Source organism: Aquabacter sediminis (assembly GCF_028863665.1).
Lineage (GTDB): Bacteria > Pseudomonadota > Alphaproteobacteria > Rhizobiales > Xanthobacteraceae > L1I39.
The window spans coordinates 210,574-233,895 of sequence record NZ_JARBFX010000007.1; the positions used below are offsets into that span (position 1 = coordinate 210,574).

23 protein-coding genes are annotated in these 23,322 nt (G+C 68.7%); 10 read left to right on the forward strand and 13 right to left on the reverse strand.

What is annotated here, in order from left to right; all coding sequences use genetic code 11:
- Positions 1 to 80: 80 nt before the first annotated feature.
- The 7 genes from PV781_RS16210 to PV781_RS16240 all read right to left on the reverse strand — a co-directional run bounded on the left by PV781_RS16210 (position 81) and on the right by PV781_RS16240 (position 8,718).
- Positions 81 to 1,553 carry an oligosaccharide flippase family protein gene (locus PV781_RS16210; RefSeq protein ID WP_274776664.1) on the reverse strand — a complete coding sequence of 491 codons (1,473 nt, stop codon included), beginning with the start codon at positions 1,551 to 1,553 and terminating at the stop codon, positions 81 to 83.
- Between the two features lie 49 nt (positions 1,554 to 1,602).
- Entirely contained in the window at positions 1,603 to 2,736 is a 1,134-nt protein-coding gene (locus PV781_RS16215) for a glycosyltransferase (RefSeq protein WP_274776665.1), read from the reverse strand.
- A 265-nt stretch (positions 2,737 to 3,001) separates the two neighbouring features.
- Entirely contained in the window at positions 3,002 to 5,638 is a 2,637-nt protein-coding gene (locus PV781_RS16220; RefSeq protein WP_274776666.1) for a TIGR02302 family protein, read from the reverse strand.
- A gap of 122 nt (positions 5,639 to 5,760) precedes the next feature.
- Complete coding sequence (locus tag PV781_RS16225; protein WP_274776667.1) at positions 5,761 to 6,126, reverse strand: helix-turn-helix domain-containing protein; 366 nt, start codon at positions 6,124 to 6,126, stop codon at positions 5,761 to 5,763.
- Positions 6,123 to 6,728, reverse strand: coding sequence for a Smr/MutS family protein (locus PV781_RS16230; protein WP_274776668.1), 606 nt, complete (start codon positions 6,726 to 6,728; stop codon positions 6,123 to 6,125). Before PV781_RS16230 ends, PV781_RS16225 begins: the two co-directional genes overlap by 4 nt.
- Positions 6,725 to 7,996 carry a murein transglycosylase A gene (gene mltA / locus PV781_RS16235; RefSeq protein WP_274776669.1) on the reverse strand — a complete coding sequence of 424 codons (1,272 nt, stop codon included), beginning with the start codon at positions 7,994 to 7,996 and terminating at the stop codon, positions 6,725 to 6,727. The genes PV781_RS16230 and mltA overlap by 4 nt, the downstream gene beginning before the upstream one ends.
- 8 nt (positions 7,997 to 8,004) lie before the next feature.
- Positions 8,005 to 8,718, reverse strand: a complete 714-nt coding sequence (locus PV781_RS16240) for a Tim44/TimA family putative adaptor protein (RefSeq protein ID WP_274776670.1) — start codon at positions 8,716 to 8,718, stop codon at positions 8,005 to 8,007.
- A 471-nt stretch (positions 8,719 to 9,189) separates the two neighbouring features.
- Between PV781_RS16240 and PV781_RS16245 the strand changes: the two genes are divergently transcribed.
- The 4 genes from PV781_RS16245 to PV781_RS16260 all read left to right on the forward strand — a co-directional run bounded on the left by PV781_RS16245 (position 9,190) and on the right by PV781_RS16260 (position 13,346).
- Positions 9,190 to 10,173, forward strand: a complete 984-nt coding sequence (locus tag PV781_RS16245) for a tripartite tricarboxylate transporter substrate binding protein (protein WP_274776671.1) — start codon at positions 9,190 to 9,192, stop codon at positions 10,171 to 10,173.
- A 98-nt stretch (positions 10,174 to 10,271) separates the two neighbouring features.
- Positions 10,272 to 10,736, forward strand: a complete 465-nt coding sequence (locus PV781_RS16250; RefSeq protein WP_274776672.1) for a tripartite tricarboxylate transporter TctB family protein — start codon at positions 10,272 to 10,274, stop codon at positions 10,734 to 10,736.
- Entirely contained in the window at positions 10,736 to 12,232 is a 1,497-nt protein-coding gene (locus tag PV781_RS16255) for a tripartite tricarboxylate transporter permease (protein WP_274776673.1), read from the forward strand. The genes PV781_RS16250 and PV781_RS16255 overlap by 1 nt, the downstream gene beginning before the upstream one ends.
- Positions 12,233 to 12,401: 169 nt before the next feature.
- A complete protein-coding gene (locus PV781_RS16260; protein WP_274776674.1) occupies positions 12,402 to 13,346 on the forward strand; it encodes a glucokinase in 945 nt (314 codons plus the stop codon).
- A gap of 4 nt (positions 13,347 to 13,350) precedes the next feature.
- Here PV781_RS16260 and PV781_RS16265 read toward each other — a convergent pair whose 3' ends face one another.
- Positions 13,351 to 14,220 carry a LysR substrate-binding domain-containing protein gene (locus tag PV781_RS16265; RefSeq protein WP_274776675.1) on the reverse strand — a complete coding sequence of 290 codons (870 nt, stop codon included), beginning with the start codon at positions 14,218 to 14,220 and terminating at the stop codon, positions 13,351 to 13,353.
- 127 nt (positions 14,221 to 14,347) lie between these two features.
- On the opposite strand from PV781_RS16265, the gene PV781_RS16270 reads away from it, so the two are divergent.
- Positions 14,348 to 15,295, forward strand: a complete 948-nt coding sequence (locus tag PV781_RS16270) for a DMT family transporter (RefSeq protein ID WP_274776676.1) — start codon at positions 14,348 to 14,350, stop codon at positions 15,293 to 15,295.
- Here PV781_RS16270 and PV781_RS16275 read toward each other — a convergent pair.
- On the reverse strand, positions 15,285 to 16,037 hold the full coding sequence (locus PV781_RS16275) for an RluA family pseudouridine synthase (protein ID WP_274776677.1): 753 nt from the start codon (positions 16,035 to 16,037) through the stop codon (positions 15,285 to 15,287). The two genes, PV781_RS16270 and PV781_RS16275, sit on opposite strands and share 11 nt — an antisense overlap.
- Positions 16,024 to 16,572, reverse strand: coding sequence for an O-acetyl-ADP-ribose deacetylase (locus PV781_RS16280; protein WP_274776678.1), 549 nt, complete (start codon positions 16,570 to 16,572; stop codon positions 16,024 to 16,026). The genes PV781_RS16275 and PV781_RS16280 overlap by 14 nt, the downstream gene beginning before the upstream one ends.
- A 72-nt stretch (positions 16,573 to 16,644) precedes the next feature.
- Between PV781_RS16280 and PV781_RS16285 the strand changes: the two genes are divergently transcribed.
- Both PV781_RS16285 and PV781_RS16290 read left to right on the forward strand, forming a co-directional pair.
- On the forward strand, positions 16,645 to 17,436 hold the full coding sequence (locus PV781_RS16285; protein WP_274776679.1) for a DUF3750 domain-containing protein: 792 nt from the start codon (positions 16,645 to 16,647) through the stop codon (positions 17,434 to 17,436).
- An 84-nt stretch (positions 17,437 to 17,520) separates the two neighbouring features.
- Entirely contained in the window at positions 17,521 to 18,045 is a 525-nt protein-coding gene (locus tag PV781_RS16290) for a hypothetical protein (RefSeq protein WP_274776680.1), read from the forward strand.
- A gap of 24 nt (positions 18,046 to 18,069) precedes the next feature.
- Here PV781_RS16290 and PV781_RS16295 read toward each other — a convergent pair whose 3' ends face one another.
- From PV781_RS16295 to PV781_RS16305, 3 genes are all read right to left on the reverse strand, one after another.
- Positions 18,070 to 19,122: a patatin-like phospholipase family protein gene (locus tag PV781_RS16295; protein ID WP_274776681.1), complete on the reverse strand. Its 1,053-nt coding sequence runs from the start codon at positions 19,120 to 19,122 to the stop codon at positions 18,070 to 18,072.
- Positions 19,123 to 19,150: 28 nt separating this feature from the next.
- Positions 19,151 to 19,936 carry a 3-hydroxybutyrate dehydrogenase gene (locus PV781_RS16300; protein WP_274776682.1) on the reverse strand — a complete coding sequence of 262 codons (786 nt, stop codon included), beginning with the start codon at positions 19,934 to 19,936 and terminating at the stop codon, positions 19,151 to 19,153.
- A 138-nt stretch (positions 19,937 to 20,074) separates the two neighbouring features.
- Positions 20,075 to 20,524 carry a hypothetical protein gene (locus PV781_RS16305; protein WP_274776683.1) on the reverse strand — a complete coding sequence of 150 codons (450 nt, stop codon included), beginning with the start codon at positions 20,522 to 20,524 and terminating at the stop codon, positions 20,075 to 20,077.
- Positions 20,525 to 20,646: 122 nt separating this feature from the next.
- On the opposite strand from PV781_RS16305, the gene PV781_RS16310 reads away from it, so the two are divergent.
- The 3 genes from PV781_RS16310 to ispG all read left to right on the forward strand — a co-directional run bounded on the left by PV781_RS16310 (position 20,647) and on the right by ispG (position 23,281).
- Entirely contained in the window at positions 20,647 to 21,141 is a 495-nt protein-coding gene (locus tag PV781_RS16310; protein WP_274776717.1) for a Fur family transcriptional regulator, read from the forward strand.
- 86 nt (positions 21,142 to 21,227) lie between these two features.
- Positions 21,228 to 21,860: a class I SAM-dependent methyltransferase gene (locus tag PV781_RS16315; RefSeq protein WP_274776684.1), complete on the forward strand. Its 633-nt coding sequence runs from the start codon at positions 21,228 to 21,230 to the stop codon at positions 21,858 to 21,860.
- 125 nt (positions 21,861 to 21,985) lie between these two features.
- Positions 21,986 to 23,281 carry a flavodoxin-dependent (E)-4-hydroxy-3-methylbut-2-enyl-diphosphate synthase gene (gene ispG, locus PV781_RS16320; protein ID WP_274776685.1) on the forward strand — a complete coding sequence of 432 codons (1,296 nt, stop codon included), beginning with the start codon at positions 21,986 to 21,988 and terminating at the stop codon, positions 23,279 to 23,281.
- The last annotated feature ends 41 nt before the right edge of the window (positions 23,282 to 23,322 follow it).

The window sequence follows — 23,322 nt, forward strand, 5'->3', positions numbered from 1 at the left end:
GCCTCTAGAGCATGCGCCGATCAGCCTGCACCGCAGGCTGATCGGATCACGCATTCTCTATCAATAAGTTAGAGGGCGATTCACCGATCAGATTGGTTCAATCTGATCGGATCGCGCTCTACCGGCGGCCGGTAGGGTCGCAACAGGCCCAGCCCATAGGCAAGGAGCGTGGTGGCGGGCACCGTCACCACGCCGCCCAGCACCACGAAGGCCGGCGGCAGCAGCCAGAAGGACAAGGCGGTGCCGCCCGCCGCCATCAGCGCCACCAGCGCCAGCCGCCCCATCTGGTAGGGCAGGCGGATATAATATTGGGAGATCAGGTGGATGACGATGGTGCGCACGCTCTGCGCCACCAGCGTCGAGGCAATGGCGCCCGCCACACCGTAGCGGGGGATCAGCACCAGATAGAGCCCCACCACGATCGCGGCCCCCAGCAGATTCGTGAAAAGCGGGATGAAGCCGTCCTTGCGCAGGTAGGAGCCAAGCTCCAGCAGGCTCCCCATTTCCTGCACCACATAGACCATGGCGAGCCACGGCACGAAGAGCGCGGCCGCGTGATAGGCCGGCGGCGTCATCACATGGATGACCAGCGGCCCGCCAAGGCCCACGATGACCCCGCCCAGGATGGTGATGACGATGCCGATGCCCACCACATGGGCACTGCGTTCCACCCCGAAGGGTTCGCGCAGCACGATAAAGCGCTTTGGGAACCACCACATGTGGAAGGGCTGCAACAGCACCGCCGTGATCGCCCCAAGGCGAACGGCGACACCGTAGAGGGCGAGTTCCGCCGTACCCACGTCATCGGCCAGGAACCAGCGGTCGAGGCTGCCCAGGGCGAACATGGCCAGCGCCGAGACAAGGAGGGGGCCGGAATAAATGGTCAGCGGCCACCAGTCGATGCCGCGGATGCGCACGCCCGTCTCCCGCAGCACCACGAAGGCGGTGGCGAGGCCCTGGAACACCGCCGCGATCGCCATGGCGCTCAGAACGCCCATGAGGCCGTAGCCGGCCATGAGCAGCCCCACCGACAAGGTAGCGAAGATCACCGAGCGGCCCACGGACAACAGGAGGAAGGTGCCCGCCGCGCCCCGGATGCGCAACCAGGTGAGCGCCACGCCCAAAAGCCCCTCCATGGAGAGGGACACCACCAGGAGCCGCACCTCGTTGGCGCTGGGATTACCCGGCATGAGGCGCGCGATCTCACCGGCCAAGACGAGGCCGAGGACCCCCAGAAGCGCCGAGGTGAGGATGGCCACGGCGAAGATGTGGGCGCATACCTCCCGGCGCTTCTCCCAATCGTCATGGAGGCCCACAAAGCGCGACAAGGTGGTGGGCAAGGCCAGGGAGAAGACCACCCCGCCCACGTCCGCCAGCGCCATCAGCACTTCCAGCCGCCCATATTCGCTCAGCGGCAGGAAATGGGTGTTCACCGGCAGGAGCGCGAGCCCGATGGCGCGCATGGCGATGAGGCCGAGCGCATAATAGAGGCTTTCGCGCAAGGGCCCGGGTTTCCAGAACACACTGGCGCGGGCGATCAGGCGGGAGAGCATCGGCAAGGATCTCGCGAGGCGGGGGAGGCCGGGCAGAAGGCGCAAGGCATCAGGGCGGCCCGATCATGCGGCGGGCAAAATCGGCGGCCTGCCGTGCGAAGCGCTCGGGGCCGAAGCGGGTGAGGGCCTCGGCCCGCGCCGCCTCCCCCATGCGATGGCGCAGCGCGCCGCCATCCGCAAGGTGCGCGATGGCCGTCGCGAAGGCCGCGGCATCGCCGTCGGGGACCAGGAAGCCGGTGCGGCCGTCCTCCACCGCTTCGCTCACCCCGCCCACCGCGCTGGCGATGACCGGGAGGCCGGCGCCCATGGCCTCCAATATGCCCAGCGGAAAGCCCTCGGTGTGGCTCGCCAGCAGAGCCACATCGAGGGCGCCGTAGAAGCGGGCCATGTCTCCCTCGAAGCCGGGAAAGACGAACATGTCGCGCGTTCCGGTCTCCGCCATCAGCGCCTCCAATTGCGCGAAATGCGCGCGGTGGGAGGCCTCTTCGCTGAAATCTCCCACCATCAGGAAACGCAGGCCGGGATGGGTGCGGCGCAGGAGGCCGGCGGCGCGGATGAGGCTGGCATGGTCCTTCTGGGGATGGATGCGGGCCGCCATTCCCAGGACCACGGCGTCCCCGGGCAGGCCGTAATGGGTGCGCGCTTCGTGGCGGGGAACGAGGGCGGCCGGCGGCACCGCAGCGTCATAGAGCACCTCCGCCCGCTCCAGCGCGCAGGGAAAGTCCTGGTCGCCTTCCGTGGCCCGGGAGACGAACAGGAAGCGCTCCACCGGCTTCAGGAGCCAGCGGTCGATGTCGGTCATGTTGGGATGGGCGCAGCGCACATGACTGGTGGCGCGGGCGCCGGCTGCCCGGGCCGCCAGCGCCGTGAAGCACGCGCCCGCAATGTCCGCCCCGTGCACAAGGCCAACGCTCCTGCGGCGGAACCCGGCGGCGAGGCGCGCCACATTGGCAAGGAAGGGCAGGGGAAAGGCCCGGCGCGGCGCCACCTGGGCGTAGCGGGCGAGGGCGAAGCCGTGGTCGCGTACCAGATCCGCCACCTCGGCGGCACCAGGCAGGTCGGGCACATAGAGGATGTTGGCATAGCCATGGTCGCGCAGCGCGGCGGCAAGGCGCACGGTTGCCACCTCCGTGCCCCCCACATTGGCCCAGGGCAGGATATGGGCAATGACGCGTCTCGCCATACTGGCATCCGCCCCCGAAGTGGCCGCCGCATGCGGCGGTCAGGACATGCGGGAGGTCAAGCGCCGGACGAACCGAGCAACCGGGCTGGAAACCCCTCTGCGGCATCCAGCGGAATGCCGATCCCCCGCAATATCCCGACCTCGGCCGATTGCCAATCCGGAGGACGCCGATCAGGAGGACGCCGATCAGGAGGACGCCTTCCCGATGCGCGGCGTCGGCGCAGGCGGGACAGGCCGGGCCATAGCCGGTGTCCGGTTCCGCTGCTCAGAAGTTTTCCAGCAGCCGCTCGATATAGTCCAACTCCAGCTGGGGCCGGTTGGTCTGCTCCAGGCGGCGGCGTAGCTCTTCGAGGACCTGGCGGGCGCGCTGCACATCCACTTCGTTCGGGACCTTCACGGTGAAGTCGTCGCCATAATCCTGGTTGCGGAGCGGACGGCCCAGCGGGTCGGTGCGGGTTGCCTGCTCGGCGCCGGGACCACCGGGGCCGGGACCGTCTGAATTGCCCTGTTGCGCCTCCGCCATCGCCTGCGCGCCCTGGCGCAGGGCCTGGAGCGCACGGCCCTGGGAATCAAGGGCGCCTTGGCCGTTGCCCTGGCCGAGGGCGCCTTCGGCATCGCGCATGGCCTGCTCGGCCCGGCCGAACGCCTCGCCCGCCCGGCCCATGGCGCCTTCTCCGCCCTCGCCTTCCCCTTCTCCCTGCTGGCCTTCGCCTTGCTGGCCCTGTCCCTGCCCTTCCTGCATGCGGCGGAGGTCGTCGAGCATCTTGCCCAGGCGCCGGCGCAGCTCCTGCTGGCCCTGCTGCAGGTCGCCATACTCGCCGGGTTCGCCTTGCTGGCCCTGCTGTCCTTGCTGCCCCCTCTGGCCGCGTTGCCCTTGCTGGCCCTGTTGCCCCTGCTGGCCTTGACGGAAGGTGCGGTCGCGCAGCCTCTGCTGCTCCTGGATCATGTTGCCCAGTTCGCTCTGCTGGCCCTGCTGCCGGCCGGCCTGGCGATTGCCGGGCCGCAGATTGTCCATCATGGCCTGCAATTCATCGAGCATCTGGCGCGCCGCATCGCGCGAGCCCGAGCGCGCGAGATTCTCGATCTGGTCCATCATCCGCTGGAGATCCTGCGGGCGCAGGATGCGGGAGTTCTGGTCGAGGGGCCTGGCATCGGTGCCGCCGTCGCGCTTGGCCTCCTCGGCCAGTTGCCGCATCATCTTGTCCATGGCGGCGCGCAGGTCCTGCATCAGGCGCTGGATCTCTTCGTCGCTGGCGCCCCGCTCCAGGGCTTCGCGCAGCGCCTGCTGGGCGGCGCGCAGCTCGCGCTGGGCATCGGACAGATTGCCGTCCTCGATGGCGAGAGCCATTTCCCACAAATAGTCGACCACGCCGCGCAGGTCGTCCTCGGAGCGCGCATTTTGCAGCCGCCAATAGGCGGACCGCAGGCCGAGGAAGGTGCCCGCCTCCATGCCGAACTTGTCCGGGGCGAGGGTGAGGGCGGAGAGCACGGTCTCCACCCGGTTGCGGGCGCCGACATCAAGCGCCAGGGTCCGCCGCTCCTCAATGAGGGCGCGGGCCAGCGGATTGGAGAATGAGCGGGCCGGCAGGCGGAAGGTCTTGGTCTCGCTCGCGGCCTCGTGGCCGGCTTCGTCCTTGACCTTCAGCGTGATCATCACGTTGGCCCCGGCCCAGGGGTGGGTCACCAGGTCCTTGGTGGTCTGGGCACCGCTCTTGCCGCCCATCGGCAAGGCTAGCGGGAAGTCGGGCGCCGCGACCAGGGGCTTGCCGGGTGATGGAGTGGGGCGGTCCGGGCGGGCGAAGAAGGGCCGTTCGGGCGGGGCGGGCGCGAAATGGGCGGAGGCTTCCTTGGCTCCGTAATCGTCCTCAATGCGATAGGCCAGTACCAAGGCATTGCGCGCACCAGCTTGCGGGTCCTTCACGAAGCTGATGGTGGGCATGGTGTCCGGCTGGGCCTGGAAGCGCCAGACCACCGCGCGCTGGTCCGGCCCGGTGAAGGTCACGCCGCCCGACTGGGTGATGGTGAAGCGCCGCTCGGTTGCTGCGCCGGGACGCGCCGGTTCCGTCGGCTTGGCAGGCTGGCCCTCGGCGGTCGCCTCGGTCGCCTTCACCTCGACGATGCCCGGATCGGCCCGCAGGGCGGCCGCATCAAGGCCCACGGTGCGCACCACAAGCACGCTGCCGGCCGGCACCGATATGGCGGTGCCTTGCGTCTGCGTGACCTCGTCGGAACGCAGGCCCGGCAGGACGACGGGGGCGCGTCCCGTATAGCCGGGCGGATCCACCCAGGCATCCAGGCGATACGGGGCCTGCACCACCGCGCCCTTCCAGTTGAAGGCCGAGAGGATGCGCGACACGTGTTCCGAGCCGGCGAAGAAGAAGCTCGGCACGAGGACGAGGAGCGCGAGGGCACGGAAGGCGCGAGGATCGCGGGCCGCCATGCCGGGCGTGGGGATGCCCGCCTTCAGCCGGCGCACGCTCGCCAGCGTGCGCGCCATGTGCGCCCGCCACAAGGCGGCGCTCACCGGATCGTCCGGCCGGGTGGCGATGTCGTCCGCCATGGCGGTGGCGGGGCGGTGGGCGAGGGCGCTGGCGCGATCGAGCCGGGCGAGGGCTTCCGCCCGGGTGGCGGGGCGAACCTGAGCCAGTGGCCAGAGCCGCCAGGCCATCACAAGAGCGAACAGGCCCACGCCGATGATGCGGCCGAGGGGCGGCAGGGTGATCCAGAGGCCGGCCCAGGACACGGCGAGGAACAGGGCGGCAACGATGCCGGCACCCACCAAGGCGGGCCAGATCCGTTCCCAAAGGATGACGCGCCGTGCCCGAGCCACCGCCCGCGCCAGGTGCGCGCTCGCCTCCTGCTCCGCAGTGCGGATCTGATTTGATTCCGGTGTGGCGGCCACGAACCCTCCGAACACCAGCCCGTCCAAGCCATCAAGTCTAGCATGACGCACGGGCGACGCCAGCGGCGGCGGGGCCATTGCCGGTCACGACTGGTTCAGGTGAGCGCCCCCACGCCCGCGCCTTAGCCCCGCCGGCGCAGGATTTTCAGCCGGCCCAGCAATTCCGCCACGGCCTCCGGCGGAAGGAGGCCGATTTCCTTGGCCAGCAGGTTGGCAAGTTCGGTCGCTTCCGGCGTCAAGCCGGCCGTGTCCACCACCACGCGCGGATGGGAGACTTCGGCGAGGCGCTGGAGATCCTCAGCCTCGTCCCAGATGACGTTGAAATAGGCGATGATGCGCTGCACCATGGCCCATGTGGGCTGTCCGCGCTTTCCGTTCTCCAGTGCGGAGAGATAGGTGGGCGTCACGCCGATGGCCTCGGCCATGGCCGTCAGCGTGACGCCGCGCTCGGCGCGCAGGTCGCGGATGCGGCGGCCAAAGGGGGTCACGGCAGGTCGCCCCAGCCCCGGTCGGTCCCCTCGCGGCGGCGGCGCACACGCACATAGAGCGCGCCTTCCCCGCCATGGCGGCGGGTGGCGGTCTCAAACCCCACCACATAGGGGCGCAGGTTCGGCTCGGACAGCCAGAGCGGTACGGCCCGGCGCAGCACGCCGCGCCGCTCCTCCCCCGGCAGTGGCGCACCCTCCGCATCGCCCTTCCCGGTGATGACGAGCACCAGCCCGAAGCCGGCCGAATGGGCTTCCAGCAGGAACAGCGTCAGGCGCCGGTGGGCCGCCGCCTGGGTCATGCCATGAAGATCGAGGCGCGCATCCACCTCCGCTCCGCGATTGAGCCGCCGGCGCAGGCGGGGCTCCATGGGGGCGAGGGGGGTAACAGGCGCGGGTGGCGCGGGTCGGGTGGGAGTGCCCTTCGCGTCCGCCTTGCGCGCCGCGTTGGCCGGGGGATCCGCCGCTTCGGGCACGGGTGCCGGCAAAGGCGGGGCGATCTCAAGGGCGGTGCGGCCCTTCAGGGGCGTGACCTGGCGCATCACATGATGCCAGAGCGCCTTCTCCTCCGGATTGAGCAGCCGGATGCGGCGCCTGCGGCTCATCGGGACGCTCCGGCACTGGCAGGCACTTGGCGCGGTGCCAGCAGAAAGAAGTCGCCGGCATGACGAATGCCGCCCGCGATGCGCCCGGCTTCCGCTCCCGCCCCGAAAAAGAGGTCCGCCCGCGCTGGCCCGACAATCGCCGAGCCGGTGTCCTGTGCGATCATCAGGTGGCGGAACGGCGCCGGTGCAGGCCCGCCGAGAGGCAGTTCGGCGGAAATGAAGAAGGGGGTGCCATAGCCGTGTCGCGCCCGGTCCACCGCGATGGAGCGAAGCGGGGTGAGCGGCACGCCTTCCGCGCCCAGCGCACCAGCCTCTGCGGGCAGGTCCACCGCCTTGAAGAAGACGAAGGAGCGGTTCTCCCGCATCAGCGCGCGCCCGGCGGCGGGATCGGCCTCGATATAGGCGCGGATGCGCTCCATGCTCATCTCATTGCGTGGCACGAGGCCGCGCTGGATGAGCAGGCGGCCGACGGGCAGGTAGGGATAGCCGTTATGGCCATCATAATTGAGCCGGAGCACGCCGCCATCGGTGAGCCGGATGCGCCCAGACCCCTGGATCTGCATGAAGAACAGATCCACAGGATGGCGCAGATAGCAGATTTCCAGCCCCTGGTCCTTTAGCGCGCCATCCTCGATGGCCGCGCGGTCATGATAGGGGACGAGCCGGTCTCCCTCCTTGCGCAGGGCCCCGCCGCGATTGCTCTCGGAGGGTGGGGCGGTGGGGATGAGGTCCTTGGGGCGGGCATAGACGGGCACGGTGAACTCGGCGGTGGGCACCCGCGAGCCCTCCACTTCCACCTCGTAATAGCCCGTCAGGAAACCCGGCGGATTGGCCTCCGGCACAATGCGATAAGCGCGGAAATTCGCCTCGAAGAACAGGCGGGCCACCTGGTCCGACGGCTTGGAGGTGCCGAGCGCAAGTGCGGCTGCGCAGGCGTGCCGGAGCCCGGGCAGCAAGGCGGGATTCGATGTGGGGCCGCGTTCCGAAGGGGGCGCCGCAAGCGCGCCGCAGCTGGCCAGGAAGGCGCGGAAGGCCTCACCGGCGGCATCCTGCTGCCAGCCCGGGAGATGCGAATAGGCCACCGGGTCGAGGTGCGCGCCAGCCACCTCCGGTGCCCGAGCCAGGGGCGCGGGTGGCCCATGGCCAGCCATGCTTGTCGCCACGGAGGCCAGCAGCAGAAGGGCCGCCGCCAGCAGGGCAGACCGTGGAGCGCCCAGCGCGGATCCGACCTTCAGCGCTCCCGCGCGCCGCCGCTCGTCCCGCGCCATGGCCGTCCTCACTGCGCGGCTTCGGTCGCCACCAGCTTCCAATTGGGATCGCGGGCACCCAGCTCGCGGGCGAAGGTCCACACGTCCGTCACATCCGCCACGGTGTCCGGGCTGCCATCCACCACCGTGCCGTCCTTGGCGCGGGTGCAGGAAATGAGCTTGGAGACGAAGCGCACGGTCACCTGCGCCGTCGCGCCCTTCAGGCTGGCATCCAGCAGGTCCGCCTTCTCGATGGAGACAAAACGCGATTCCATGACCTCGCCGCGGCTTTCGCGATCGGAAATGGCCGCCACGAAGCCTTCATAGACGTCCTTGCCAAGCAGGTCCTTGAGCATGCGGCGGTCGCCATTGGCAAAGGCGAGCACGATCATCTCATAGGCGGACTTGGCACCGGTGAGGAAATGCTTGGCGTCGAAGTCCGGCTCGCGGGCGGCGATCTCGTCCAGGGTGTTGGCGAGCGCCGTGCCTTCCTCGGCGACGCCCTCCCAGCGATAGGCAGCGGGCTCGGCTTCTTCCACCGGCTCGATGCGTCCCGGGGCGTCCACGTTGCGCTCCGGCAGTTTCACCACCTTGTCGGAGGCGGGCGTCGGCCGCGCGGCGTCGCGTGAATAGGGGTCGTAAGGCGGCCGCTCCCGCCCGGTCCGCTGCCCGAGGACGCTGCGCAGGCGAATGAAGATGAACACCGCCAGGGCCAGGAAGATGATTGTGTAAATGTCGAGCACTGCGCTTCGCCATGCCTCCAGCGACACGGCAGGGCCGCGTGCGCCTCGATTGCGTTGATGCGGAACCCGGCTCCGCGCGGCGCAAGCGCCCTGCGGAACCCGATTCCCGTTTTCGTCCCCCGCGGTCCGGCGCGCCAGCCCCCGGCTTGCGCTTTTCCCGCACTTTGAACCTGTCGCGCATCACACCACAAGATCGTGGCGCAATACCGCCCGGCATTGCGGCGGGCTCCGGCTTTTTCCGGCGTCCCGCGCAGCGCCTGTCCCTAATGTACGGTGCGTTTTCCAGGATTCCAGACCGCGATGCGTCGCGCGAGTCTTTCAAGGCGACCTTACGTCATCCCGCGCCCGGGCGCCACACCGTCTCGCAGGGGCCGTCAATCCTGCGTTGACCAGGGGAGCGCGCTCGCCTAACGTCCACTCTAAACGATTAAATCGAACTGCCTCGAAGCAGTCATATGGGAGGACGACACCATGAAACGCCTGCTTCGCGCGGCGCTGGGGGCGGCTGCGTGCACCCTGGCCGCAATTGCTCCGGCCGCGCTCTCTCCGGCCCTTGCGGCTTATCCCGAGCGTCCCATCAGCCTGATCGTTCCGTGGGGCGCTGGCGGCGGCACGGATGCGGTGGCGCGGATCATCGCCTCTCTCCTGGAGCGGGACATCGGCCAGCCCGTGGCCGTGGTCAACCGCACCGGCGGCCAGGGCGTGGTGGGTCACCAGGCCATCGCGGATGCGACGCCGGACGGCTACACGATCGGCATTCTCACCGTCGAGATCGCCATGATGCACTGGCAGGGCCTGACCAAGCTCGACCCGGCCTCCTATACCCCCCTCGCCCTCATGAACGAGGATCCGGCCGGCATCCAGGTGAAGGCGGACGCGCCCTACAAGACCATCGACGACCTGCTGGCAGACGTGAAGGCCTCGCCCGGCAAGTTCAAGGCGTCCGGCACGGGCCAGGGCGGCATCTGGCACCTGGCGCTGGCCGGCATGCTGTCGTCCCTGAAGATGGAACCGGGCAGCGTGCCGTGGGTGCCGAGCCAGGGTGCGGCCTCGGGCCTGCAGGATCTCATGGCCGGCGGCGTCCAGGTCGTGGCCTGCTCGCAGCCGGAGGCACGCTCCCTGATCGATGCGGGACGCGTGAAGAGCCTCGTCATCATGGCCCCGGAGCGCTCCAAGCTCTTCCCCAACGTTCCCACCCTGAAGGAAGCGACCGGCTCCCCCTGGACCATCGGTGCCTGGCGCGGCATCGCGGCCCCCAAGGGCCTGCCCAAGGACGTCTCCGACAAGCTGCAAGCCGCCCTCAAGAAGATCTATGAGAGCAAGGAATATCAGGACTTCCTGACCAATCGCGGCTTTGGCGGGCGCTTTGCGGAGGGCGAGGCCTTCGCCACCTTCATGAGCAAGAGCGACGCCGATCTCGGCGCCGTGATGAAAGAGGTCGGTCTCGCCAAATAGGCACCCGTTCCCCGCGCGTCCCGCCTCCGCGGGGCGCGTCCGGCCGGTCGCTGCGAAACGGACGCGATGCCGCAGGCGCCGCGCTCGGGGAGCCATCCATGCGTGTGAATGACCTGATCCTGTCCCTTTTGGTCCTGGTGGCCGCCGCCGCTTTGGCTGCCGTGTCCCTCACCTTGCCGCCCATTCCCGGCCAGCGCTTCGGCGCTGCGGTCTTTCCGCTCACGGTGGCCTGTGGGGCTGCATTGTGCGGTGTCATCCTGGCCGTGGGGGCGCTGCGTGCCGGGGCGGGGCCGGCGGTATCGCTGTCCTGGGTGCAGGAACGGGGCGCCCTGCCCCGCGTGGCCGCCACTCTCGTCCTGGTGGTGTTCTACATCCTTGCGGCGCCGGTGCTGGGTTTCCTCGCCACCGCCATCCTGACCTTGCTGGCCCTGTTCCTGGTTTTGCGGGTGCCGATCGTGATTGCCGTCCCCGTGGCGGCGGTGACTGCGGCGGGAGTCTATTTCGCTTTCGCCAATCTGCTGCGCGTGCCGCTGCCCCGCGGCTTCATCGAGGGATGGCTGTGATGGGCGCGATCGAGACCGGCATCGGCATGGTGCTGCACTGGAACGTCATCCTCACCATCGTCGTCGCGTCGGCCTTCGGCCTGGTGGTGGGGGCCATACCGGGCCTCACCGCCACCATGGCCATTGCCCTCCTGGTGCCGATCACCTTCTTCATGGAGCCCATCCCGGCGGTCGGCGCCATGATCGCCTGCTCCGCCATGGCCATCTTCGCCGGCGACATTCCCAGCACGCTGATGCGCATGCCGGGCACGCCGGCTTCCGCCGCCTATACGGAGGAATGCTATGCCATGACGCGCAAGGGCGAGGCGCAGGTGGCGCTCGGCGCCAATGTGCTGTTCTCGGCCGTGGGCGGGCTGTTCGGCACGGCGGTACTCATCGTCTCGGCGCCGCTGCTGGCCGAGGTGGCGCTCGGCTTTTCCTCGTTCGAATATTTCTGGCTGGCCCTGCTGGGCCTGATGTGCGCCATATTCATCGGCACCGGCTCGCCGGTGAAGGGCCTTCTGTCGCTCTTCCTCGGCCTGTTCGTCGCCTCCATCGGCATCGACAATCCGGCCGGCGTGCCGCGCTTCACCTTCGGCAATGCGGAACTCCTGGGGGGCGTCGACTTCATCCCCGCCATGATCGGCCTGTTCGCAGTCTCCGAGGTGCTGCGCGCCATGGCCTCCGGCGCGCCGGACTGGGAGGTGAAGCAGACCTCCCTCGGCAATCCCTTGAAGGGCTGGGGACGCATGCTTGTGAAATACTGGCCCCAGCAGGTGCGCGGCAATGTCACGGGCACCGCCATCGGCATCCTGCCCGGCGCGGGCGCCGACATCGCGGCCTGGGTCTCCTATGCCATGAGCCGGAAATTCTCCAAGACGCCGGAGAAATTCGGCACCGGCCATGTGGAGGGCATCATCGAGAGCACCTCGGCCAACAATGCGGCGCTCGCTGGCGCCTGGGTGCCAGCGCTGGTGTTCGGCATTCCCGGCGACAGCATCACGGCGGTGGTGATCGGCGTGCTCTATCTGAAGGGCCTCAACCCCGGCCCGACCCTGTTTCTGAACAACCCCGAATCCATCTATGCGGTGTTCACCATCTTCATCCTGGCCAACCTTGCCATGATCCCGCTGGGGCTTGTGGCGGTAAAGGCGGGCACGGCCCTGCTGCGGGTGCCCCGGCGGCTGATGATGCCGATCATCCTGCTCTTCTGCATGGTCGGCTCCTATGCGGTGAACAATTCGGTCTATGGCATCGTGCTGATGCTGGTGTTCGGCGTGCTGGGCTTCCTGATGGAGGAGCACGAAGTGCCGATCGCGCCCTGCGTGCTGGGCATCGTGCTGGGCAAGCTCCTGGAAGATTCCTTCGTGACCTCCATGATCAAGGCGGACGGGAATCTCCTGGCTTTCTTTGAGCGGCCGGTGGCTGCGGGGCTGGGGGTGGTCACCTTGCTGGTGCTGGTGCTTCCGCTGGTCCAGGCGGCGCGTCGGCGGCGGGTGGTGGCGCCGGCGCCTTGATTCTTCCCGAAATCTCCGCGATTTCTGCCAGGGGTGCGGGATTCCTGCGCGCGCCGTCATGGGCGCGTGGAACGAATGGCGTACTCCGAGGTCTTAGTTAAGACCTTCCACGCCGCTGCGCGTTCCGCGCGGCATCGCCCCTCTCAGGACGAAAGTTCGGCGGACCCCCATGGCATCGACCATCCTGCTTGCGGACATCGGCGGAACCACCACGCGCGTCGCCCGCGCCGGGCCGGACGGGCGCCCGTTCGACGTGCGGGTGGAAGCCAATGACGGTTATGGCAGCCTGGAGGAGCTTCTGGGCGCCTACCTTGCGACCTTCGGCGCTCACAAGCCCCGTGCGGGCGTGCTGGCCATTGCCGGTCCGGTATCGGGAGACGAGATCCAGATGACCAACCGGTCCTGGAGCTTCTCCCGCCCGGCTCTGGCGCGGGCGCTTGGGCTTGATGCCCTCACCGTCCTGAACGATTTCGCCGCGCTCGCCCAAAGCGTCCCCATTCTCGGTCGCGCCGATTTGGTCCAGGTGGGTGCGGGCAAGGCCGCGCCGGGTTGCCCCATCCTGGTCTGCGGCCCAGGCACCGGGCTCGGCACGGCGGTGCTGGTGCCCAGGGCGGACGACGGCTTCGACGTGCTGCCCGGCGAGGGGGGCCATGTGCGGCTCGGCGCCGTGACCGCGGACGAGGCGCGGGTGGTGGCACACCTGGTGCGGGATCTCGGGCCGGTGAGCGTGGAACATGTGCTGTCCGGCCCCGGCCTGGTGCGGCTTCATCGCATCCTGTCGGGGGAGAGCCTGACCTCCCACGCCATCATCCAGGCGGCGCTGGGGGGACAGCGGGCGGAGCGGGACACCTGCCACGTCTTCCTGCGCCTGCTGGGCCGCATCGTGGGAGACTTCTGCCTGCTGGTCCAGGCCAAGGGCGGCGTCTATATCGCCGGCGGGGTGGGCGCTGCGCTGGCGCCTTTGTTCGCGGGATCTCCCTTCCGCACAGCCTTCGAGGAACATCCGCCCTATCACGATATCCTCGCCCAGGTGCCGGTGCAGGTGGTGGTGCATCCCACCCCCGGTTTGTCGGGCGCGGGAGAGGTGGGCCGCCGCCTGCTGGCGGCGCTCTGATCGCTCAGGCGGCGATGGTGTCGCGCGCCATGAGTTCCGAGCAGAAATGGGTCAGCGCGTCGGCCAGGTCCCGCGCCGCGCTGCTGGCGCCGTCCGCCAGTGCCAGCACCAGTTCCGTGGGCGGGACGGGAGGCAGTCCTTGGCGGGCATCGAGCACCCGATGCTCCGGCGTGACCACCCTCTGCTCCAGGAGCGCGATGCCGAGCCCGCAAGAGAGTGCTGCCTGGAGGCCGAGGATGTTGGGGCTTTCATAGGCGATGCGCCACGCCATTCCCGCCTGTTCCAGGCTGTGCACGGCGCGGTTGCGATAGATGCAGCCTTGGGGAAAGGCCACCAGCGGCACCGGGTCGCCCTCGGGCACGGGCTGGTTGGCGCCGGCGATCCAGACCGGCCGCTCCGGCCAACTGGCCCGCACCCCCCCAAGGCCCGGCTCGCGCTTGAACAAGGCGACGTCCAGTTCCCCTCGCGCAAGGTCCGAAGACAGGTCGCAGGACAAGCCACAGCGCACATGAAGCCGCACCCCCGGGCGTGTCGCGGCGAAGGCGGCGACTGTCTGGGTGAGGGGGATGAGGGCGAAGTCGTCGGGAATGCCCAGGCGCACCATGGCCGGGGCAGCATCGCCCGCCAGCGCCGCCTTGGCCTCGGCGCTCAAGGCGAGGATCCGCCGGGCATAGCCCAGAAGCCGTTCCCCTTCCTCCGTCAGCGCCACCTTGCGGCCGTCCCGGTTCAGGAGCGCGCAACCGGCCGCAGCCTCCAGCCGGCGGATCTGCTGGCTCACCGTGGATTGGGAACGATGGACGCGCTCGCCGGCGCGGGTGAAGCCCCCGGCATCCACCACGCTCACGAAGGCGCGCAACAGGTCGAGATCCAGCATGGGCGCAATCCTGCGGGCCGGCCGGCAGGGCGCAGGACCGATCCATTCATTTTTCCACTTTATCGCATCGAAACATCTCATTTTCAAATGCTGGCAAAATGTGGTTCTGAAGAGGAAAGGAAACCCCATGACCTCTTCGCCCACCGGAACCTCCTCCTCCCCCGGCCACCTCGCAGGTGATGTGACCGGCGATCCTGCTGTCGCGATCCCGGAGCGCCGCTTCGACTGGACGCTGGCGCTGCTGGTGGTGTTCTGCCTGCTGTGGAGCTCGGCCTTCGCCGTGTCCAAGATCGCAGTGGCCGAAGCGCCCCCGCTCCTTCTGCTGGCGACGCGCTTCCTTGCGGCGGGGGTGGCGATGCTGGTGCCGTGCGCCCTGTTTGGCGGCCTGGTGCGACTGCCGCCGCGGGACTTCCTGGCTCTGTGCCTCGCCGGTGTGCTGAACAATGCCCTTTATCTCGGGCTCGCTTATTGCGCGGTGGTGACCATCTCGTCGGGCTTCGTGGCGGTCATCATCAGCGCCAACCCGCTGATTACGGCCCTATTGGCCGGTCCGGTGCTGGGCGAGCGGCTCAAGCCCCTGAAGGTGGTGGGCCTGCTGCTGGGTCTTGCGGGGGTCGTCATCGTCCTGCGCTCGCGCCTTGCGGGCGGGCATGAGGACCTGTTTGGCACGCTGCTGGCGCTGGGCGGCCTGCTGGCCCTGTCCTGCGGAACGGTGCTGTTCAAGCGCCTGCGCACGCCCGCCAGCCTGTTCATGGCAAGCGGCGTGCAATCCCTGGCGGCGGGCCTTAGCCTCATGCCGGTGGCCCTGATGATGGAGCCCGTGCACGCGATCCAGATCACGCCCACGCTTGCCGCTTGCTTTGCCTATCTGACGTTGGGTGTGTCGGTGGGCGGTTATAGCCTGTGGTACGCCATCCTCTCCCGCAGCACCGCCACCAAGGCCAGCGCGCTGCACTTCCTGATGCCACCCTTGGGTCTGGCCTTCGGCTGGCTTCTCCTGGGCGAGGCGGTGCCGCCGCTGGATTTCCTCGGCATCATCCCCATCGCGCTGGGCATTCGCCTCGTCACCCGCTGACGGGGGGCTCCGAAAAGGCGGCATCGGCGGCGGCCTCCAGTAAGGCCAGGTCGCCTCCAAGGGCCGCCACCGTCGCCCGCATGTGCTCGGGGAACGGCGCGGACACCGTAACGGGCGGCCCGCTCTTGGCCAGCGGAACCACCACCCGCCTGGAATGGAGGTGCAGCAGCGGCCCGCCTGGCAGGCGGGAGGCGCCGCCATAGATGGCATCTCCCAGGATCGGATAGCCCAGATGCGCCAGATGGGCGCGCAATTGGTGGGTGCGGCCGGTAATGGGCGAAAGCGCCATCACCGTCAGTCCCTCGCCCCGATAGAGAACCTGCCAATCGGTGATCGCCTCCAGCGCGCCCGCCGTGCCCTTGGGCACCGCCTGCATCCACCAGCCCCGGTGGGGCGAGCGCTTGGCCAGCGGCTGGTCGATGCGCCCGCTTGTCTCCAGGGGCGCGCCGCGGGTCACCGCCACATAGGTCTTGTCCACCTTGCCCTCGGCGAACAGCCGGTTGAGCAAGGCCAGCGCCTTGGGATGGCGGCCCAGCACCAGGCAGCCGGACGTGTCCTTGTCCAGCCGGTGGGCCAGTTCCGGTCGCTTGGGCAGGCCGAAGCGCAGGTCGTCCAGATGGTCGTGCAGGGTCTCACCGCCCTTCGGCCCGGGATGGACCGGCAGGCCGGCGGGCTTATCGAGAACCAGCATCATCCCGTCGCGATGCAGCAGGCGGGCGGCGAGCGCCTCAGAGGAGGCCATGGGTGCGGAAGGCGTCATAGTGGTGGCGGGCGGAGGCATCCGAGAAACAGCAGAAGATCACATGCGCCACGCCGCCGGCGCCGTCCAGGGCCGCGCGCACGGCTTGAACCGCGATGGGCGCCGCCCGCTCCGCCGGAAAACCATACACACCCGTGGAAATGGCGGGAAAGGCGAGGGAGGCAAGGCCGGCGTCCGCCGCCAGCGCCATCGATCTTTCATAGCAAGCGGCGAGGAGCCGGTCCTCTCCCCAGCCGCCACCGCGCCAGACCGGACCGACCGTGTGGATGACATGGCGGGCGGGCAGGTCGTGGCCTTCGGTCATCTTCGCTTCGCCCGTCTGGCAGCCCCCCAGCGCGCGGCATTCGGCCAGCAATCCAGGACCCGCCGCCCGGTGGATGGCACCGTCCACGCCCCCGCCGCCCAACAGCGACGTGTTCGCGGCGTTCACGATGGCGTCGGTGGAAAGGGTGGTGATGTCGCCCACGCAGATGTCGAGGCGGGTCGCCCCCACTGTGGCACGATGGAGTGGAACCAAGGCCTCGTCCTTTCCCTGTGCTCGCCGAAGCGTGATCCCGGCGGCAGCGGCGCACGGCGCTGCGGAACCTATATGAAGCGTCATGCGCCTTGTCACAGTTCCTTCATCTGCTCGCCCCGCGTGTTGAAACTCCTGCTCCTCGGCTTTTGCGGGCTCTACCTGCTGCCCATTCTCGTCGCCGCGGGCCTCTGGGCGGCAGGGGATTCGCCGCGCGACTTCTGGTCAGCGGATCGCTCCAGCGCCGGCCTCCTGGCGCCGGCCGAGGCCCATAAGCCTGCCGTGGTGCGCGTCTTCGCCGCCCGGACCGTGCGCTGGCGGGGCATCTTCGCGGTCCATTCCTGGATTGTGATGAAGGAGGAGGGCGCCGACCGCTACCAGCGCTATGACTACACGGCGTGGGGTGAGCCCATTCGCGTCAACGGCTTCGTGGCCGACGGGCGCTGGTTCGGGCAGGTGCCGGACCTCGTCTTTGCCGCCGACGGGCCGGAGGCGGAGCGCCTCATTCCAGCGCTTCGCCGCGCCATCGCCGAGTATGGCCCCCGCCGTCTGGGCGATTATTCCGCCTGGCCGGGACCCAATTCCAACACCTTCGTGGCCGCCGTGCTGGCTGCGGTGCCTGGCACCGAAGTGGTGCTGCCGCCCACCGCCATCGGCAAGGACTTTCCGGTGGATGGACGCTGGCTCGCGCGCACGCCATCGGGGACGGGCGTGCGCGCGAGCCTCGGCGGATATGTGGGGATCACACTGGGGTGGGTGGAAGGCGTGGAATTGAATATTCTCGGCGCGGTGGCGGGCCTCGACCTGCGCCGCCCCGCCCTCAAGCTCCCGGCCTTGGGGCGCCTGGGCATGGCCTCGGCGGACTGATGGCCGGTCCTTTGCCGTCGTCACAACCCTGTCGCCTTGGGCGTGGCAGGGAGCAGGCGTGACGCCAAGCCCGGAGAGCCGCTTATGGCCCATACGCGAAAGACCGAACGCCGCCTGCTGACCGACACGGAAATGGAATTCGTGGAGCAGGCCCGCCATCCCGCTCTGGCGGGCATGACCCATGCGGATCTCGTGGCGCTCGTCCACCATCTGCGCGAGCGGCGGGACCGCGCCCAGACCATCGCCAACAACCAGCGCCGCAGCCTGCGCGGCAAGGGCGGCCGGGGCGAAGTGACCTATGACAAGGCCGAGTCCGGCAACCGCCAGAAGGCGGCGGTGCTCACCGACGCCCTCACCCGCGCCCGCCGCGAACTGAAGCGCCGCGATGACTTCGCCGCCCATCTGGAACTGGTGGCCAATGCCCGCCGCGCGCTGGAGATGAAGCGCGCCGCTGACGCGCCGCACCATCCCGACGCTGGCGACCATGCGAACCTTGGCATGCGCCCGAAGCAGAAGCGCCGGCTGGAGCGCATTGGCAGCCGCTCGGGGGAAGCAGGCCGCGTCACCAAGTTCGTGGCGGTGGCGCAAGCCAAGAAAGACTCGCGCTGAACTTGCCGTGCGGCTGGGAGAGGCCTACTCGGCCAGTTCCAGCCGCAGGTCCAGGGTGGAGCGCTTTCCGATATCGTCATAATGGGCGGAGAGGAAATCCTCCGCCGCCTGCCGGCCCACATCCCGCAAATGCTGCAGGAAGGCCCATTCGGCGTTCATCTTGGAGGTCACGTCCAAATTGACCAACTGGTCTGCACCGCCGATCCGGTGCAGGCGCACCCGCCGGAAGCCAGAGCCGCCCAGCGTCCAGCGGGTGAGCAGGCCCTGCTCGATGAGCTGGGTCACCTGGTCGATGGCGCGCAGCTGGGACAGCAGCGAGGCATTGAAAGTGATCTCGTTGATGCGGTTCTGGATTTCGGCCGAGGTACGCGGCGTCTCCTCGCGCAGGATCGGATTGATCTGCACCAGCAGGATGTCGTCCGCCTCCACCTTCTCATAGAGCGGGAAGAGCGGCGGATTGCCCATATAGCCGCCGTCCCAATAGGGCACGCCGTCAATCTCCACCGCCTGGAAGATGAAGGGCAGGCAGGCGGATGCCATCACCGCGTCCGCCGTCATGTCCTCGTGCCCGAAGATGCGGGCGCGGCCCGTATGCACATTGGTGGCGGAGATGAAGACCTTCACGCTGGAGGCGCGGATGGCCTCGAAATCCACGTGCACATTGAGGATTTCGCGCAGCGGATTGATGTTGAGGGGATTGAAGTCGTAGGGCGACAGGAAGCGGCTCGCCACCTCGAAGGCCAGATAGGCCGGGTTGCGCGCCAGCGACCAATTGCCCAGGAGCCGGTCGAACGCGGTCCGCTGGAGCGGGGAGAGCCGCCCGTCCCGCGACACGTCCCGCCAGAACAGGGTAAGTGCCGCCCGCGCCTCGTCCGGCCCGCCTTTGGCGAGCCCCGAGGCCATGACAACCGCGTTCATGGCCCCGGCGCTGGTGCCGGAAATGCCGGAGATGGAGATGCTCTCCTCCTGGAGGAGGCGATCCACCACCCCCCAGGTGAAGGCGCCATGGGCGCCCCCACCCTGGAGGGCGAGGGAAATCGCCTTCCGGGGGGAGCGCTTCGTGCCGGGGGCACTCATGGCGTCGGCCTTTCCGGCCGCAGGGATCTCACTCAGCGACCCAGCCGCCGTCGATCTGCTGCATGGAGCCGGTGATGGACCGGGCATTGTCGGAGGCCAGGAACACCGCCAGCGCCGCCACTTCTTCCACCGTGATGAATTCCTTGGTGGGCTGGGCGGCCAGGATCACGTCCCGCTTGACCTGCTCTTCCGTGATGCCGCGCGCCTTGGCGGTATCGGGAATCTGCTTCTCCACCAGGGGCGTCCAGACATAGCCGGGGCAGATGGCGTTGCAGGTGATGCCGAAGGTGGCGGTCTCGAGCGCGATGGTCTTGGTCAGGCCGGCAATGCCGTGCTTGGCCGAGACATAGGCCGATTTGAAGGGCGAGGCCACCAGGGCATGGGCCGAAGCGGTGTTGATGATACGGCCCCACTTCTTCGCCTTCATGCCGGGAATGGCGGCGCGGCTGGCGAAGAAGGCGGCGGAGAGGTTGATGGCGATGATCTTGTTCCAGGTGTCGATCGGGAATTCCTCGACCGGGGCCACATGCTGGATGCCGGCATTGTTGACCAGAATATCGCAGGCGCCGAGCTCGGTCTCAGCAAGCTTCACCATGCCGGCGATTTCCTCGGGGTCGAGCATGTTGGCGTCGGAATAGAGCGCCTTGACGCCGAAGTCGGCCTCGATCTTGGAGCGTTCCGTCTCGATGGCGGCGGCATCGCCGAGACCATTGATGACCACGTTCGCACCCTCGGCGGCGAAGGCGCGGGCATAAGCCAGCCCGATTCCGCTGGTGGAACCCGTGACGACGGCGACCTTACCCTTCAAGGACATGACTGATCCCCATTTCAAGACAGGACGGGCGGCATGGCGCCGCTCGTCCGAGGTTTAGTGCGAAGCTGTGACGCTGGCGTCACGTCTCCGGGCGCGCTGACCTTGCGCCGCAAAATCGGCGCGCGCAACCGGGCTCGATCAAGGCTGCTTGGCGCAGGCCGCCACGACCTCCTTCACCGGATGGAGGCATTCCACCACCGTTTTACCGCCTTCGCTGGAAAAAACCGCGATGTGCTGGAAGCCACGCTGAGGGTTCACGCAATAGCCGCCGATCAGCGCCTCGCCGCTTTCGCAGCTGACGGTGCAGCCGGCCTGCGGGCAGGCGGCGGTGCGCAGCGTGACAAGGCTGGCGGCGGAGGCTCCGGCCGGGCCGGCGGGACCAACGGGCCCTTGGGGGCCGCTCGGGCCGGCAGGACCCGCCGCGCCCACGGGGCCCATGGGGCCCGCGGGACCTGCGACACCGGCCGGCCCGGCCGGGCCCGTGGGGCCGGCAGGCCCGGCATCCCCCTTTGCGCCGGGCTTACCCTCGAAACAGCCCGCCAGAGGCAGGGCGATGGCCGCAACCAAGAGATACTTGAACAACCGCATGGAAGCCCCCTTGAGCCGGTCTGCCCGGCGGCCGCATCGTGCCGTTCGTGACCCTGGGGAACAAGGTGTTTTGGCAGCGCTCCAGCGTGGCGCGTGCACTTCGGAGCGACTACATTGGCGCCATGGCATCCTCCCAGTCCAGCCACCCCCATCACGACCATGACCATGCTGCCTGCGTTGCCGACGCGGTGGCGCGCTTCGAGGCGCGGTGCGCGGAGAAGGGCCTGCGGCTCACGCCCCTGCGTCGCCGGGTGATGGAGTCGCTCGCCCAGAGCCACGTTCCGCTCGGCGCCTATGAATTGGTGGAGCGGCTCGGCCGCACGGGCGAGCGTCCGCCGCCCATGTCGGTCTACCGGGTGCTGGATTTCCTGGTGGCAGAGGGCCTCGCCCATCGCATCGAGAGCCGCAACGCCTTCCTGGCCTGCGGCCACACCCACGGGGAGACCGATGTGGCGGTGTTCCTCATCTGCGAACAATGCGGGGCCGCCCAGGAGGTCGCCTCCCACGCGCTGGGCCGCGACCTCTCCTGGGCCGCCCGCGCCGCCGGCTTCGAGCCGCGCCAGCGGGTGCTGGAGGTGGCCGGGCGATGCGCGGGGTGCAAGGACAAGGGGGAATGAGGGCGATGGATGGGCGGTCTGGCGGGACGAAATGTGCGATCTGCGGGGGAACTGAGTTTCGGTTCCAGCGGGTGCTGTGGCCGGACTTGATCGCCGCATGGGGCCTCTCCCAGGAGGAGACGGACTATGTGGATCGGCAGCAAGGTTACGCCTGTGTGGAGTGCGGTGCGAACTTGCGGGTCGTGGCGCTGGGTGATGCCATTCGCGATGCCCTCGGCCGGCGGTGCGTGGTGCGTGACCTCGCCGCGGATGCGGGCCTCCACGCCTGCCGCATCCTGGATCTGAATGGCGCCGTGGCGATCTCCGAGGCGCTGTCCCGATTGCCCGGCTATGTGCGCGGCGACTTTCCCGAAGTGGATATGGAAAACCTCCCCTATCCCTCCGGCACCTTCGACGTGGTGACCCATTCCGACACGCTGGAGCATGTGCCACATCCCATCCGCGCGCTCGAGGAATGTCGACGCGTCCTGAAGCCCGGGGGCCGCCTCTGCTTCACCATCCCCGTTATCGTGGGCCGCCTCACCCGCGACCGGGCTGGCCTGCCGAAAAGCTGGCATGGCAATCCGGCGGAGTCCGGCGATGATTTCCTGGTGCAGACCGAGTTCGGCGCCGACATGTGGACTTATGTGATGCGCGCCGGTTTCGGCCGCGTGGCCATCCACCAGGTCGGCTTCCCGGCTGCCACCGCCATCACGGCTTGGGACGAGGACGGGGCGTGATGCGTTCGCTTTCGCATTGGTGATCCCGACTTGCTGGCCCCGGCTTCCGAGGTCAGGTAAAAGCCTGCCTCAATCGGATTGACGCTTCCGCGGCTTGGCCGCGGCGCGGTTCCAACGAGGCCCCCATGACCCAGTCCCCCGTCGTCCCCGACGAACTCCTGGAAGCCGGCCCAGCCCGGCGCAAGGCCACGGTTGGCGTGCCCGTGGGCCGCGTCATGGTGGGGGGCGGGGCGCCGGTGGTGGTCCAGTCCATGACCAATACGGACACCGCCGATATCGCCGGCACGGTGCGCCAGGTGGCGGCGCTGGCGCGGGCGGGGTCGGAGATCGTGCGCATCACGGTGGACCGCGACGAGGCCGCCGCCGCCGTGCCTCATATCAAGGACAAGCTCCTGGCCATGGGCATCGATGCCCCGCTGGTGGGCGACTTCCATTATATCGGCCACAAGCTCTTGGCTGATCATCCCGCCTGCGCCGAAGCGCTGGACAAGTACCGCATCAATCCAGGCAATGTGGGCTTCGGCGACAAGAAGGACCGGCAGTTCGCCGCCATCGTCGAGACCGCCATCCGCCACGACAAGCCGGTGCGCATCGGCGCCAATTGGGGCTCGCTGGATGGTGAGCTCCTGACCCGGCTCATGGACGAGAATGCCGCGCTCCCCCGACCCGCCGAGGCGCGGGCGGTGACGCGCGAGGCGCTCGTGCGCTCGGCGCTTCTGTCGGCGGCTCTGGCCGAGGAGATCGGCCTTCCCCGCAACCGCATCATCCTCTCCGCCAAGGTTTCGGCGGTGCAGGACCTCATCGCCGTCTATTCCGAACTCTCCCGCCGCTCGGACTATGCCCTGCATCTCGGGCTCACAGAGGCCGGCATGGGCTCGAAGGGCATCGTCGCCTCAACGGCGGCCATGGGCGTGGTGCTCCAGGCCGGCATCGGCGACACCATCCGGGTGTCCTTGACCCCCGAGCCGAACGGCGACCGCACCCGCGAGGTGCAGGTGGCGCAGGAAATCCTCCAGACCATGGGCCTGCGCACCTTCGTGCCGCTCGTCGCCGCCTGCCCCGGCTGCGGGCGCACCACAAGCACCGTTTTCCAGGAACTGGCGCAGAGCGTGCAGGACATGATCCGCGAGCGCATGCCGGAATGGAAGAAGTCCTATCCCGGCGTCGAGGCGCTGAACGTGGCGGTGATGGGCTGCATCGTGAACGGACCGGGCGAGAGCAAGCACGCCGACATCGGCATCTCCCTGCCCGGCACCGGCGAAACCCCCTCGGCCCCCGTCTTCATCGACGGCAAGAAAGCCGTGACCTTGCGCGGCGCCAACATCCAGGACGAGTTCCGGGCGCTGGTGGAGGACTATGTGGCCAAGCGCTTCGGGGTGGCAGCGAAGGCGGACGATGCGAAGGTGGATGCGGCGGAGTGAGGATGGGGCGCAGCTGAGGCGCCATCCTCTCGCCTTGTGGC

Excerpts from the sequence above, each read along its gene's own strand:
- PV781_RS16310 (WP_274776717.1), top strand. The coding sequence starts at position 20,647 with ATGGCATCCTCCCAGTCCAGCCACCCCCATCACGACCATGACCATGCT.
- PV781_RS16305 (WP_274776683.1), bottom strand. The coding sequence starts at position 20,524 with ATGCGGTTGTTCAAGTATCTCTTGGTTGCGGCCATCGCCCTGCCTCTG.
- PV781_RS16215 (WP_274776665.1), bottom strand. The coding sequence starts at position 2,736 with ATGGCGAGACGCGTCATTGCCCATATCCTGCCCTGGGCCAATGTGGGG.
- PV781_RS16275 (WP_274776677.1), bottom strand. The coding sequence starts at position 16,037 with ATGGCCTCCTCTGAGGCGCTCGCCGCCCGCCTGCTGCATCGCGACGGG.
- PV781_RS16265 (WP_274776675.1), bottom strand. The coding sequence starts at position 14,220 with ATGCTGGATCTCGACCTGTTGCGCGCCTTCGTGAGCGTGGTGGATGCC.
- PV781_RS16255 (WP_274776673.1), top strand. The coding sequence starts at position 10,736 with ATGGGCGCGATCGAGACCGGCATCGGCATGGTGCTGCACTGGAACGTC.
- PV781_RS16260 (WP_274776674.1), top strand. The coding sequence starts at position 12,402 with ATGGCATCGACCATCCTGCTTGCGGACATCGGCGGAACCACCACGCGC.
- PV781_RS16290 (WP_274776680.1), top strand. The coding sequence starts at position 17,521 with ATGGCCCATACGCGAAAGACCGAACGCCGCCTGCTGACCGACACGGAA.
- PV781_RS16285 (WP_274776679.1), top strand. The coding sequence starts at position 16,645 with ATGAAGCGTCATGCGCCTTGTCACAGTTCCTTCATCTGCTCGCCCCGC.
- PV781_RS16250 (WP_274776672.1), top strand. The coding sequence starts at position 10,272 with ATGCGTGTGAATGACCTGATCCTGTCCCTTTTGGTCCTGGTGGCCGCC.
- PV781_RS16245 (WP_274776671.1), top strand. The coding sequence starts at position 9,190 with ATGAAACGCCTGCTTCGCGCGGCGCTGGGGGCGGCTGCGTGCACCCTG.
- mltA (WP_274776669.1), bottom strand. The coding sequence starts at position 7,996 with ATGGCGCGGGACGAGCGGCGGCGCGCGGGAGCGCTGAAGGTCGGATCC.
- PV781_RS16210 (WP_274776664.1), bottom strand. The coding sequence starts at position 1,553 with ATGCTCTCCCGCCTGATCGCCCGCGCCAGTGTGTTCTGGAAACCCGGG.
- PV781_RS16230 (WP_274776668.1), bottom strand. The coding sequence starts at position 6,728 with ATGAGCCGCAGGCGCCGCATCCGGCTGCTCAATCCGGAGGAGAAGGCG.
- PV781_RS16300 (WP_274776682.1), bottom strand. The coding sequence starts at position 19,936 with ATGTCCTTGAAGGGTAAGGTCGCCGTCGTCACGGGTTCCACCAGCGGA.
- PV781_RS16295 (WP_274776681.1), bottom strand. The coding sequence starts at position 19,122 with ATGAGTGCCCCCGGCACGAAGCGCTCCCCCCGGAAGGCGATTTCCCTC.
- PV781_RS16270 (WP_274776676.1), top strand. The coding sequence starts at position 14,348 with ATGACCTCTTCGCCCACCGGAACCTCCTCCTCCCCCGGCCACCTCGCA.
- ispG (WP_274776685.1), top strand. The coding sequence starts at position 21,986 with ATGACCCAGTCCCCCGTCGTCCCCGACGAACTCCTGGAAGCCGGCCCA.